Genomic DNA, 12,000 nt, shown 5'->3' with positions numbered 1-12,000 from the left:
GGCGGCTCCCCCCGCCCCTCCTTCACCTTTTTCCCGGTTTTTTTGGACGGGCCCCCGCGACGACAACTTCGTTCTCGACGGGGGTGTCAGGGGATCAGCGGTCCAGCCAGGTGGTCGCGTAGAACATGTCGCGCGTCATGTAGCGCACCACGCCCTTCACCTCGGGCTTGGCCACCGTGGACAGGTAGCCGCGGCTGTAGTAGGCCAGCGGCAGCTCCTGGTTGGTGATCAGCTGCAGCTGCTTGTACAGCTCCGTGCGCTCGGCGTCGTCGATGCTGGCCGCCGCCTGGTCCAGCAGCGCGTCGACCTGCGGGTTGGAGTACTTGCCGTAGTTCTGGCTGCCGCCGGTGTGGAACACGTTCGACGTGGCCGGGTACGGCGCGTCGACCGGGCCGCCGACGTTGCCCGCCACCATGAAGTCGCCGCTCTGCACGACCTGCGAGGAGTACTGCGCCAGGTCGTAGAACTGCGGCTCGACGGTGATCCCCACCGCGGCCATCTGCGCCTGCAGGAACTCCGCGAACTGCACCCGGTTCGGCGCGTTCGTCGTCTTGTAGACCACGGTGGCGCTGCCGCCCTCGGCGACGTACTCCTGGACCAGCTGCTTGGCCTTCTCCGGGTCGAAGGTCGGCCAGGCGGCGGTGGCCTCCGGGGTGTTGTACGGGCTGTCGGCGCCGAAGTAGCCGTCGGCCGCCTCCATCTGGCCGCGGTACTGGGTGGCGGCCATCGCGTTGCGGTCGATCGCGCGGATCCACGCCTCGCGCATCCGGCGGTCGTTGAACGGCGCGATGTTGACGTTGAAGTGGCTCCACTCCGCGCCGCTGCCGGAGCCGTAGTAGACGCGCAGGTTCGGGTTCTCGGCGCCGCGCAGCAGCTCGGTGTGGTAGCCGCCGAAGATCAGGTCGACATCGCCGTTCTCGACCGAGGCGTAGCGGCTCTCGGTGTCGGGCAGCGGGCGGAACTCCAGCCCGTCCAGCCGGGGCAGCCCCTTGTCCTTCTGCCAGTAGTTCGGGTTCTTGGTCAGCGTCATTTTGGAGTCGCGCACCCAGTCCGACAGCACGAACGGGCCGGCGCCGACCGGGTTGGAGACGATCTGGTCGCCGTACTGCTGCAGCGCCGCCGGCGAAACGATCATGCCGAGGGCGCCGGTGGTGAAGCTCTGCGCGAACGCCACCGGGAACTGCCCGAACGGCTTCTTGAGGGAGAACTCGACGGTCAACGGGTCGACCGCGCGCATCGCCGCGATCGGCTCGGCGAAGCGGTGCCCCGGCGAGGACGTCTTGTCGATGTGGCGCTGCACGTTGACGATCACGGCGTTCGCGTCCAGCGGCGTGCCGTCGGAGAACTGCACTCCCTCGCGCAGGCCCATCGTCCAGGTCGTGCCGCCGTCGCTGGTCTCCATCGACTCGGCCAGGTACGGCTCGGCGATCCCGCCCGGGGCGAGCTTGAGCAGCGAGTCGTAGACCGCGGTCGCGGCCTGGTTGGTGTTCTGCACGGTCGGGTCGAAGCCGGCGGCCTCGCGGTCGGTGCCCATGATCAGCACCCCGCCGGTCTTCGGGGTGCCCTCGACGGCCGGGTCGCCGCCGTAGGGGTCGATGGTCCGGATGAGGCTCTCGCCGCCGCCCCCGGACCCACCGCCGCCGGCACCGTTGATACCCGGGGCGGCACCGCAGCCGGCCACGAGCAGGGCGGCCAGCCCCGCCGCCGCCAACGCGAACGGCCGCGACCGGTGCCGCCTCGGTGTCGTCAAAGCGCCCATGCCCGACTCCCTTGTCAGTGGACTGCGTGTCCCACGGGCTGCGTACCGCGTCCCGCGAGCCGTTCCGCGGGGCGCCACACACCCCCATCCGCGTGTCGACGCGTGGTCGATCTCACACGGCGGTGCGAGCGTATGGGGCGCGGCCGCGGCGGCGAACCTGGCCGATGACGGCCATCGGCCAGCCGCGCGACGTACGCCGACTACGCCGGATGTCGCGGTCACCCGTCCGTGTGCACCACAACCGCGATGTTGCCCCGGGTCCGGTGGCTCATCATGTGCGCGACCGCCCCCGCCACGTCGTCGAGCGGGTAGGTCCGCTCGACGATCACCTTGACCTCGCCGGAGGCGAGGAGCGCGGTGAGCGCGTCCAGGTTCTCGCGGGTCACGTCGCACTCGACGCTGCGCACGTCGGTCGGGCCCCGCTCCATCAGCTTCGCCCGGGCGACCCGGGTCAGGCCCCCGAACACGCCCTCGGCCCGGCCGATGCTGTTGGGGATGAACGTGCCGCCGGGGGCCAGCACCGCGGCCGTCGCGGTGGGCGGGTGGTTGAGCACGTTGTCCAGGACGACGTCGTAGCGCCGGGCGCCGCGCGTGTAGTCCTCGACCGTGTGGTCGATGACGTCGGCGGCTCCCAGCGAGCGGACCATCTCGACGTTGCCGGGGCCGCACACGCCCGTGACGTGCGCGCCGAGCCGCGCGGCGATCTGCACGGCGAACGTCCCGACCCCGCCGGACGCCCCGTTGACCAGCACCCGCCTGCCCGGCCCGACCCGTCCGACGTCGCGCATGGCGAGCAGCGCCGTGAGGCCCGACATGACCGACGCCCCGGCTTCGGTGGCGGAGAGCCCGGCCGGCCTGCGGACGAGCTGGCCGGCGGGCACCACGGCGAACTCGGCGAAGGTGCCCGTCCCGGCCGAGACGGACTTCGTCCACAGCGACCCGAACACCTCATCGCCCGGGCGCAGGTCGGCCACGCCGGGGCCGACCTCCGCCACGACGCCGGCGACGTCGCTGCCGCGCACCGGCACCTTCGGCCGGCGCAGCCCGGCCTGCAGGCGCAGGACGCGCGGCAGCCCGGCGACGGTCAGCCAGTCCGGGGTGTTCACGCCGGTGACCCGCACGCGGACCAGCACCTCGCCCGGGCCCGGGCGCGGGACGGGCACGTCGCGCGCTTCGAGGACCTGCTCGGGCGGGCCGTAGCGGTGCTGGACGACCGCCTTCATCGTCGCGGTGTCCGCGGAGTCGTTCCGTCGCTGCTCAGCGGGGGTTTTCGTCATGCCGTGAGCGTGCCGGCCGGGCGCTCGCGGCACATCGGTAGACAGGCTCGACCCGCGCCGGCCGTTGGTGCGACGGGGTCGTCGTACTTCCGGCCGGGTCAGCGCTTCACGCGGTCGGTCTCGTAGGCCCAGATCGCGATCTCGACGCGGTTGCGAGCGCCCAGCTTGGCCATCAGGCTCGCGATGTGCGACTTCACCGTGCTCAGGCTGATGTGCAGCTCCGCGGCGATCTCGCTGTTCGTGCGCCCGCGGGCCACCGTCGCCAGGATCTCCTCCTCGCGCTCGGTCAGCGCCGCGGCGGGCCGGTTCGGTGACGAGGCCGCCCCGGCCCCGGCGAACGCCTCCAGCAGCCGGGCGGTGATGTTGGGCGCGATGAGCGCGTCGCCCGCGGCGGCGGCGTGCACGGCCTGCGCGAGCAGCGCCGGCCCCGACTCCTTCAGCAGGAAGCCCCGCGCGCCCGCCCGCAGCGCCGCGTAGACGTACTCGTCGAGGTCGAACGTGGTGATGACGACGACGGCGACCGGGTCGGCGACGGCCGGCCCGGCCAGCAGCCGGGTGGCCTCGATGCCGTCGAGACCGGGCATGCGGATGTCGAGCAGGCACACGTCCGGGCGCAGCTCGCGGGCCAGTTCGACGGCGCGCCTGCCGTCGCCTGCCTCACCGACGACCGCGATCCCCGGCTGCGCGTCGAGGATCATGACCAGGCCGGTGCGCACGATCTCCTGGTCGTCGGCCACCAGCACCCGCACGTCGCTCACGTCGCTCACCTCAGGGCCCCGTTCCTCGGCAGCACGGCGGTGACGGTCCAGCCGCGTTCGCGGCCCGGGCCGGCCTCGCAGGTGCCGCCGAGCATGGCGGCGCGCTCGACCATCCCGGGGATGCCGAAGCCGCCCGCACCCGCGCCGGCGCGCACGACGTCGCCGTCGTCGCTGACGCGCAGCCGCACCGCGGTCCCGTCGGCGCTGAGGCTGACCAGCACGCGGGACGCCGAGCGGGCGTGGCGCACGGCGTTGGTCACCGACTCCTGGGCCAGCCGGTAGACCGCGGCCCCGACCGCGGGCGACACGTCCCCGACGTCATCGCTCACCTCCACCTCGACCGCCGGCCCGTCCCCGCCCGGCCGGGCCAGCTCCCGGACGTCGGTGATGCCCGGGGTCGGTCCCAGGTCCGCCGCGTGGCTGCCGCGCAGCGCGCGGACGATGGCCCGCATCTCGGCGAGCGTGCGCGCCGCTTCCGCCTCGATCAGGCGCAGCGCCTCCACCGCGGCCCCCGGCCGGGCGTCGGCCGTCGCGAGGCCGGCCTGGGCGCGGATCGCCATCGCCGAGACGTGGTGGGCGACGGTGTCGTGCAGGTCGCGCGCGATCCGCTCGCGTTCGAGCAGCTTGACCTGGTCGAGCTCGCGGGCCCGGGCGCCGGCCCGGAAGCGCAGCGCCAGGCCGAGCGCGAGGCTGGTGGTCAGCGCCGTGGCCCCGCCGACGGCGTCGGCGAGGCGGTCGGCCGTGAGCACCGCGACGACCAGCCCGGCCAGCAGCGCCGCCACCCCGAGCACCGCGTCGCGACCCGACCCCCACCGGAACAGCGCGTAGGGCACCAGCACCGTCGCCCCCAGCGCGTACAGCCCGGGCTGCTCCCCGCCCGTCAGCAGGGTGGCCGCGGCCGTCGTCGCGAAGGCGAACACGGCCACCGCCAGCGGCCGCGTCCGCCGCCACGGAAGGCTCGCCAGGATCGCGGCGGCGAGCGGCACCCACAGGCCGCGGACTGGCAGCTCCGGGCGCAGCGCGCCTTCCAGGACCACGACCGGGACCAGCACCCCGACCAGCGCCCAGTCGCGCCACATCGGCGGCGGGGCGCCGGGCGCGCGGGGCTCGCGCCACACGGAGCGGACCACGTCGCGCACCCGACGATCCTAGGAGCACCACGCGCGAGCACGCGAGCACGCTGCCGCCGAGTTGACCGCTGTCGCGGGCCCCTTCACGCTCTCCTCGCAGCGTCAGGTGAGTCCTCGCAGCGTCAGGTGAGTCCGGCCCTCGCCGGCCCCGCAGCGCCTACTCCACCCGGAATCTCGGTCACCTCGCAGACCCGACGGTGCCGTCGCAGCCCGCCGGCGAGCTGCGACGACCCGCCCAGGGCGGCGACGCCCACCCGGACCTGCGAGGAACCCCTCGCCCGGCTCCCCGTTCGGGCCCTGGTGGGCAGCCCGGGGGGCTTGGGGACAGTCTTCGCAGGGGCGGCGTGCTCTTCACAGCCTCCGCGGACGCTGTGAAGAGCACAGGGACTCTGCGAAGTGGGCCGACCGCTGTGCGCCGCCGCCCAATGCAGCACCTGCGGCGTCGTGTGGCCGGCTGAGGCCGGGTGTCACGCCTCGTCGAGCACCTCGCGCAGGCGCTTCGCGAACGCGTCCGGCTCGCCCTGCTGGCCGTACTCGCCGCCGAGGAAGCCGGCGTGGTCGCCGGGGAACTCGACGGGCTCGGTGCCCAGGGCCGCGGCGACGGCGTCCGCGCCGCGGGCCGCGACGGTCCGGCCCGAGGTGGCGCCGCGGGCCAGCAGGATGCGGGTGGAGGCCGACCTCAGGGCCTCCAGGTCGGGGCGGTAGCCGGTGCAGCGGCGCAGGTTCTGGCCCAGCAGGACGTCGTCGCGGCTGCCGTCGTCGGCGGTGGGCAGGCCGAACTGGGCGGGGTCGAGCGGCGGGAACGCGAAGTCCGCCGGCATCAGTCCGTCGTAGCTGACCAGGAAGATGAACTTGGCCATCGCCGGGCCGAGCCCGTCGCGCTGGTAGGTGGCGTACATGTCCTCGACGGCCGCGGTCATCGGCTCGCTGTCGGCCACCATCGTCAGCAGCGGCGGCTCGTGGGCGACGAGCGTGCGGACCTGCTCGGGGTGGCGGGCCACCCAGGCCAGCGCGTTGACCGCGCCGCCGCTGCTGGCCAGCACGTCCACCGGGCCGGCCCCGACGGCCTCGACCACGCGGCGCAGGTCGTCGGCGTGGTCGTCGGGGCCGATCTCGCCGTGGCCGTCGCTGCGGGTGCTGCGGGCGGTGCCCCGGGGGTCGTAGGTGATCACCGGGCGGTCGGGGAAGTGACCGGCGAGCGTGGCGAAGCCGGCGGCGTCCATCGGGGAGCCGATGAGCAGCAGCGGGACGCCCTCGCCGAAGGTGCCGCGCACGTCGTAGGTGATGGTGGCGCCGGGGGCGTCGAGCGTGTGGGTGGAAACGGTGGCGGTCATCCGCGGGCTCCTGGGTTCGGGAGGGACGTTCTGCGGGTTGGACCTCGCCCGCCACCCGGACTCATCGGTGTGCCGGGTCACACCGCCGCGGTGCCGATCAGCCCTTCCCGGGTGACGAGCGCGGCCAGCCGGTCCTCGTCGAGCCCGTCGGTGCCGTCCGGGCGCATCGGCAGCACCATGTGCCGGCTCTCGGCGCTCGTGTCGTGCACGACGATCCCGGTGCCCTCCGGCAGGTCCAGCCCGAACTCGGACAGCACCGCGCGCGGCTCCCGCACCACCCGCGACCGGTAGGCCTCGCTCTTGTACCAGGACGGCGAGGGCCCGAGCAGCGCGATCGGGTAGCAGGAGCACAGCGTGCAGACCAGCACGTTGTGGGTGTCGGGGGTGTTCGCCACGACCGTGAAGCGCTGCGGCTGCGGCCCCGTGCTCATCGACAGCCCGAGCTCCTCCAGCGCGGCGTTCGCGTCGGCCAGCAGGCGCTCCCGGTACGCCGGGTCGACCCAGGCGCGGGCCACCACCCGCGCCCCGTTCGCCGGCGACGCGCCGGCCAGCAGCCGGCCGATGATGCCGTCGAGCTCGTCGTCGCTGGTCAGACCGGCGCCGATGAGCCGCTCCTCCAGCCGACGCACCCGCACGGCCGTCTCCGAGCTCGAATGCTGACCGCTCATCGCTCTCCCTCGCTGCGCTCGGTCGGCGCTGCGCGGAGGCGCTGTGCCGATGATTCGCTCGCAAGCTCGCTCACCGCTCTCCCTCCAGGTAGGACTCCCACAGCTCCACCTGCACCCAGTGCCCGTCGGCCGCGCCCCACAGCGCCGCCGCCGGGAACCGGACGGTGTAGACCGGTTCGACCCGCGGGTCGGTGAACCCGCGGGCCCGGTCGTCGGCCAGCGGCCAGCTGCCCTGCACCTCGACCACCTCCCCCACCTGCCCGCGCGCGTAGCGGGGCACCCGCGTGTGGTGCGGCGGGTCCACCGGCAGGGCGCGGACGCGGTCGCCGACCGCGAAGCGCGGCTCAGCCATCGGCCTTCGCCGTCAGCGTCTCCACGGCGTGCAGCCAGCGCTCGTAGTACGACGCCGCCAGGTACTCCGCGGGCGGCATGCGCTCGATCGCGTCGCGGAACTGGTCGAGGTTGTAGGCGCCCCGGCGCAGCATCGCGACGTTGAGCGCGTAGACCCGCGCCTCCCAGTCGGCGTGGAAGGGCGGCTCGTCGGGCTCGACCGTGACCGGGCCGAACCCGGACTGCCCGCCGACATCGTTGACGCGCGCCATGGGGCGCAGCGTAGCCCCGCGACCGCCGCTCGTCAGGTGAGCGCGGAGACCTCCGCCCGGTGCACCAGGTGCTCCAGCAGGGTCACCAGCACCTCCTTGCTCGACTCCCGCGACCGCACGTCGCAGTGCATGATCGGCACCCGGGCGCCGATGTCGAGAGCGTCGCGCACCTGCTCCACCGGGTACCTCGGCGAGCCGTCGAAGCAGTTCACGGCGAGCACGAACGGGATGTCGCGGTGCTCGAAGAAGTCGACCGCGGGGAAGCACGAGTCGAGCCTGCGGGTGTCGGCCAGCACGACCGCGCCGAGCGCGCCGGCGGCCAGCTCGTCCCACATGAACCAGAACCGCTCCTGGCCGGGCGTGCCGAACAGGTACAGCACCAGCTCGGGGTTGACGGTGATGCGGCCGAAGTCCAGCGCCACCGTCGTCGTGGTCTTGCGGTCGACGCCGGTGATGTCGTCGATCCCGGCCCCGGCCTCGGTCAGCAGCTCCTCGGTGCGCAGCGGCGGGATCTCGCTGACCGCCCCGACCATCGTGGTCTTGCCGACGCCGAAGCCGCCCGCGACGATCAGCTTGAGCGCGGACTGGCCGAGGACCAGCCCGTCAGAGGTTGCGGACACCATCGAGCACCGCCTGCAGGACTACGCGATCGGTTTGCGGGGAGACGTCGCGCGGCGGGGAGCGGAACAGCAGCTCGCCGCGCTCGATGAGGTCGCTCAGCAGCACCTTGACCACCACCAGCGGCAGGTCGACGGTCGCCGACACCTCGGCGACCGACACGGGGTGCTGGCACGCCGCGAGGATGCGGGCGTACTCGGGCTCGCGGCCGGACTCACGGGGCGAGCCGATCGCGACCACCAGCGTGATCATGTCGAGGTCGTAGCGGCCCGGCCGCGTGCGCCCCCGGGTGAGGGCGAACGGGCGCACCAGCGGGCCGGCGTCCTCGTCGAACCACGAGTCCTCTGCCATCCGGGCTCACCCTCGGTCGGCGCCGAGGGCGGCGACGCGGGGTGCGGCGGACAGCGTGGGACCGACCCGCCTGACCAGCAGGCCCGTCTCGAACGCGATCGCGCCGAGGTCGGCCTCCGCGGTGGCGAGCACGGCGAGGCAGGCGCCCGGGCCCGCCGCGGTCACCAGCAGCACCGCGTCGTCCATCTCCACCACCGTCTGCTGCACGTTCCCGCCCTTGAACTGCGCGGACGCGCTGCGGGCCAGGCTGTGGAACGCGGAGGCGACCGCCGACATGTGCTCGGCGTCGCTGTCGACGACCGACGACGACGAGGCGATGAGCAGCCCGTCGGAGGACAGCACCACGATCCCGTTGACGCCGCCCACCCGGTTGCTCGTGTCGTCGAGCAACCAGGTGAGGTCCTGCCGGGGGGTGCGCGTTCCGGTCACGTGCGCCTTCCTTCCGTGCGGTCATCGGGGCCCGGGTCGTGGGCGCGGGCCTGCGCGGTGCCCCGGCGCAGCGCCGACATGCGGCTGCGCGCCGTCTCCGGGCTGTAGTTCGTGGGGGCGAACAGGGCGGGGTCGTCGTGCTCGGCCGTCGCGGCCCCCGACTCGGCCAAGCCGACGTGGGCCAGCAGCCGCGAGTCCATGTGCGCCTGGCGCCGCCGGCGCGGCAGCCGGGGCAGGCCGCCGTCCTCGGTGGGGGTGACCGTCTCGGGGACGAGCTCGCGGCTGTCGGGCACGCGGTCGGGCGACGGTCGCCGCACCGGCTTCGGGGGGAGCGCACCGGGGTCCTCGGCGGCCCACGCCGGCACGCGCACCCCGGTACCGGACGTCGGGGCGTCCTCGGTGCGGTGCGCGCCCGGGTCGGGCCCGTCGACCAGGTGCACCTGGGACGCCCGCGTGCGCCCCGTCGCCCCGACGCCGGTCAGCGCGGGGACCTCGGACCCGGCGGCGTCGCCGGCCAGGATGGCCGTCGGCACGAGCAGCCCGGCGCGGATCCCGCCGAACGCCGAGGAGCGCAAGGTGACCGTGACGTTGTGCCGCCGCGCCAGGCGCGCGACCACGAACAGCCCGATGCGGGAGTCGCGCGACAGCGTGAACAGGCCGAAGTCGGGCGGGTTGCGCAGCATGTCGTTGAGCTGCACGAGCTCGTCCTCGGCGATGCCCAGGCCCTGGTCCTCGACCTCGACGACGACCCCCCGGCCGACGATCGTGCCGTGCACCTCGATCGGCGCGCCGGGCGGGGAGAACGCGGTGGCGTTGTCGACCAGCTCGGCGATGAGGTGCACGAGGTCGCCGACGGCCGACCCGTCGACCATCACCTGCGGCAGGCCGCCGACCGTGACCCGCTGGTAGTGCTCGGACTCGCCGACCGCGGCGCGCACCAGCTCGCCCAGCGCGACCGGGTTGCGCCACTGCCGGCGGGGCTGCTCGCCACCGAGGATGATCAGGTTCTCGGCGTTGCGCCGCTCCCGGGTGGCCAGGTGGTCCAGCGAGAACAGCATCTCCAGCTGGTCGGGGTCGGGCTCGGCGCGCTCCAGCCGGTCGAGCACCTGCATCTGCTGGTGCAGGATCGCCTGGCTGCGCCGGGCGATGTTGAGGAACGCCGCGTTGAAGCCCTCCCGGGTGTGGGCCTCCTCGACGGCCGCCTCGACCGCGGTGCGTTGGGCCTTGTTGAACGCCGCGGCGACCTGGCCGATCTCGTCGTCGCCGTGGTCGAGGGTCGGGATGTCCTCGTCGAGGTCGAGCCGCTCGCCCTTGCGCAGCCGGGCCACGGTGTCGGGAAGCGACGTCTCGGCCAGCTCCAGGGTCTCCCGGCGCAGCGTGGTCAGCCTGCGCACCACCCTGGTGGTGACCGACAGCGCGATCAGGAACGCCGCGACCAGCGCGACGAGCGACACCACGGCGATGATCACGGTCGTGCGCACCACGCCCTGGGCCTGCTCGGCGTCGCCGACGGCCAGGGCGGTGCGGCGCTCGAAGCCGATCTCCATGAACTGCCGGGCCAGGCTGCGCGCCGCCGCCTCGGTCGCCACCAGGTCGGGCAGCGGGCCGGCCTCCTCGGCCTCCGCCGCGCCGGCGGCGAAGCCGCGGGCGATCACCGCGTCGGCCAGGTCGGACACCAGCTGCCACTCCGGTCCGGCCTGGATGGCCGCGATCCGCTCCCGCTCGGCCGGGGTGAGCCGGGGGATCAGCACCTGCAGCGCGCCGCGGTAGGCGCCGGTGTCGGTGACGAAGTCGTCGAACTCCTGGCGGGCCAGGTCGCCGGTCAGCAGACCGGCGATCAGCACCGAGTTGGCCTTGTCGATCCGGTCGGCGATCCCGTGCAGGTCGCCGGAGCGGTTCATCGAGTTGGAGCTGGCCGCGGACTGGGCGAGACCGGCCTGCACGTCGGTGCCGATGGAGATGACGTCGGTCAGCCGGCTGTAGGCCGTGGTGACCTCGGCGCGCGGGATCGACCTGGCGTCGACCTGGGAGCGCAGCGCGGGGAGCGCGTCGACCAGCCCGCCGAGGGTGCTCGGCGAGCGCAGCTCGGGCGGCAGCAGCTCGTAGATCCGCTGGGACGACTCGCGCAGCTCGGAGAAGTTGTCGTCGACGGCGGTGCGGGCCTCGTCCAGGATCGCCCGGTTGCCCGGCGTCGGCGCGGCCAGGAAGAGCAGGCTCGCGCCGCGCTCGACGATCAGGCTCGGGAAGAACTCGGCGCCGCCGGTCGCGCCGATCCGGCTGGCCTCGGCGACCTTCTCCTCGGTCACCGCGGTACTGATCAGGTTGACGCCGACCACGGCGCCGGCGACCAGCACGAGCGTCGACGGGATCATGACGCCGGCGAGCAGGCGCGTGCGAAGGGACGGCGCCCCGGTCCGGGGGCCCGGTCTGAACCGCATCAACACACCTTCCGGTCACGGCGGCGGCGTTCTGCGCACCGAGAGTGATAATGCGTGCACCGAATGAACGCGGACATACGCCAGGGGAGCGATGGCGCGGGACGGTATCACGGACCGAATAGCAACGGAATGCGCACAGCGAGCGTGCCGTGCGTCCGTTCGAGCGATGCCGTCGCGCTCGTACCGCCCTCCCCGGGACGCGCGCCCGCACCGGACGGCGACGGTCGACGGCCGCCCGTCGGACGTGCCGGCCACCGGGCGAGCCCGACCGGTTCCCGGACGCACGCCGAGCGGCGAACCGCATCGGGCGGATACCGACAGCAATGCACCGGCAGCCATTCCTCGGGCGATTTCGCACCGACCGCGGAGCTCGACCGGGAAAGCGATCGGGCTGCGGTCGACCGACGACGAGGATCAACGCGAAATGGTCGACCGGCGCCGGCCGCCCGGAGACAGAAGCATTGCTATGACAACTACCGGGCGCCCGGCCGACCAGCCGACCAGCGACGACCCCGGTCGGCGCGCCGGGACGCCGTCCCCATCTGCGGCACACGGAGCAACGCAGGGTCAACACCGCGAACTATCGGTGCACCCGTCCTCCGCGCTTTGCTGAGGGCGTTCGGAGCAGGAGCGCCG

The 12,000-nt window shown here is 73.9% G+C and carries 12 protein-coding genes; all 12 read right to left on the bottom strand.

The window, feature by feature from the left end:
• Nucleotides 1-94: 94 nt before the first annotated feature.
• The 12 genes from KIK08_RS14255 to KIK08_RS14200 all read right to left on the bottom strand — a co-directional run bounded on the left by KIK08_RS14255 (nucleotide 95) and on the right by KIK08_RS14200 (nucleotide 11,364).
• Entirely contained in the window at nucleotides 95-1,759 is a 1,665-nt protein-coding gene (locus KIK08_RS14255) for an ABC transporter substrate-binding protein (protein WP_214403604.1), read from the bottom strand.
• A 218-nt stretch (nucleotides 1,760-1,977) separates the two neighbouring features.
• On the bottom strand, nucleotides 1,978-3,036 hold the full coding sequence (locus KIK08_RS14250; RefSeq protein WP_214403603.1) for an NAD(P)-dependent alcohol dehydrogenase: 1,059 nt from the start codon (nucleotides 3,034-3,036) through the stop codon (nucleotides 1,978-1,980).
• Nucleotides 3,037-3,134: 98 nt separating this feature from the next.
• Nucleotides 3,135-3,794, bottom strand: a complete 660-nt coding sequence (locus KIK08_RS14245; RefSeq protein WP_491063185.1) for a response regulator transcription factor — start codon at nucleotides 3,792-3,794, stop codon at nucleotides 3,135-3,137.
• Between the two features lie 5 nt (nucleotides 3,795-3,799).
• The gene (locus tag KIK08_RS14240) at nucleotides 3,800-4,933 is read right to left on the bottom strand and encodes a sensor histidine kinase (protein ID WP_214403602.1); all 1,134 of its coding nucleotides are present in this window, start codon (nucleotides 4,931-4,933) and stop codon (nucleotides 3,800-3,802) included.
• A gap of 458 nt (nucleotides 4,934-5,391) precedes the next feature.
• The gene (locus tag KIK08_RS14235; RefSeq protein ID WP_214403601.1) at nucleotides 5,392-6,258 is read right to left on the bottom strand and encodes an alpha/beta fold hydrolase; all 867 of its coding nucleotides are present in this window, start codon (nucleotides 6,256-6,258) and stop codon (nucleotides 5,392-5,394) included.
• A 77-nt stretch (nucleotides 6,259-6,335) separates the two neighbouring features.
• Nucleotides 6,336-6,926, bottom strand: coding sequence for a nitrile hydratase subunit alpha (locus tag KIK08_RS14230; protein ID WP_214403600.1), 591 nt, complete (start codon nucleotides 6,924-6,926; stop codon nucleotides 6,336-6,338).
• A gap of 70 nt (nucleotides 6,927-6,996) precedes the next feature.
• Nucleotides 6,997-7,278, bottom strand: coding sequence for an SH3-like domain-containing protein (locus KIK08_RS42125; protein WP_214403599.1), 282 nt, complete (start codon nucleotides 7,276-7,278; stop codon nucleotides 6,997-6,999).
• Complete coding sequence (locus tag KIK08_RS42120; protein ID WP_214403598.1) at nucleotides 7,271-7,528, bottom strand: SH3-like domain-containing protein; 258 nt, start codon at nucleotides 7,526-7,528, stop codon at nucleotides 7,271-7,273. The genes KIK08_RS42125 and KIK08_RS42120 overlap by 8 nt, the downstream gene beginning before the upstream one ends.
• A gap of 32 nt (nucleotides 7,529-7,560) precedes the next feature.
• Entirely contained in the window at nucleotides 7,561-8,151 is a 591-nt protein-coding gene (locus tag KIK08_RS14215) for a GTP-binding protein (protein ID WP_214403597.1), read from the bottom strand.
• Nucleotides 8,132-8,497: a DUF742 domain-containing protein gene (locus KIK08_RS14210; RefSeq protein ID WP_214403596.1), complete on the bottom strand. Its 366-nt coding sequence runs from the start codon at nucleotides 8,495-8,497 to the stop codon at nucleotides 8,132-8,134. Before KIK08_RS14210 ends, KIK08_RS14215 begins: the two co-directional genes overlap by 20 nt.
• 6 nt (nucleotides 8,498-8,503) lie before the next feature.
• Nucleotides 8,504-8,926 carry a roadblock/LC7 domain-containing protein gene (locus tag KIK08_RS14205; RefSeq protein ID WP_214403595.1) on the bottom strand — a complete coding sequence of 141 codons (423 nt, stop codon included), beginning with the start codon at nucleotides 8,924-8,926 and terminating at the stop codon, nucleotides 8,504-8,506.
• Entirely contained in the window at nucleotides 8,923-11,364 is a 2,442-nt protein-coding gene (locus KIK08_RS14200; protein ID WP_214403594.1) for a sensor histidine kinase, read from the bottom strand. The genes KIK08_RS14205 and KIK08_RS14200 overlap by 4 nt, the downstream gene beginning before the upstream one ends.
• Nucleotides 11,365-12,000 lie beyond the last annotated feature (636 nt).

The organism is Pseudonocardia lacus (genome assembly GCF_018531445.1).
Taxonomy (GTDB): domain Bacteria; phylum Actinomycetota; class Actinomycetes; order Mycobacteriales; family Pseudonocardiaceae; genus Pseudonocardia; species Pseudonocardia lacus.
The sequence above is the reverse complement of the archived record's forward strand: the minus strand, read 5'-3'. Positions and strand labels throughout refer to the sequence as shown.

Bases quoted from the DNA above. Each gene is read 5' to 3' on its own strand.
- KIK08_RS14250 (WP_214403603.1), bottom strand. From the start codon at position 3,036: ATGACGAAAACCCCCGCTGAGCAGCGACGGAACGACTCCGCGGACACC.
- KIK08_RS14210 (WP_214403596.1), bottom strand. From the start codon at position 8,497: ATGGCAGAGGACTCGTGGTTCGACGAGGACGCCGGCCCGCTGGTGCGC.
- KIK08_RS42125 (WP_214403599.1), bottom strand. From the start codon at position 7,278: ATGGCTGAGCCGCGCTTCGCGGTCGGCGACCGCGTCCGCGCCCTGCCG.
- KIK08_RS42120 (WP_214403598.1), bottom strand. From the start codon at position 7,528: ATGGCGCGCGTCAACGATGTCGGCGGGCAGTCCGGGTTCGGCCCGGTC.
- KIK08_RS14200 (WP_214403594.1), bottom strand. From the start codon at position 11,364: ATGCGGTTCAGACCGGGCCCCCGGACCGGGGCGCCGTCCCTTCGCACG.
- KIK08_RS14235 (WP_214403601.1), bottom strand. From the start codon at position 6,258: ATGACCGCCACCGTTTCCACCCACACGCTCGACGCCCCCGGCGCCACC.
- KIK08_RS14255 (WP_214403604.1), bottom strand. From the start codon at position 1,759: ATGGGCGCTTTGACGACACCGAGGCGGCACCGGTCGCGGCCGTTCGCG.
- KIK08_RS14230 (WP_214403600.1), bottom strand. From the start codon at position 6,926: ATGAGCGGTCAGCATTCGAGCTCGGAGACGGCCGTGCGGGTGCGTCGG.
- KIK08_RS14215 (WP_214403597.1), bottom strand. From the start codon at position 8,151: ATGGTGTCCGCAACCTCTGACGGGCTGGTCCTCGGCCAGTCCGCGCTC.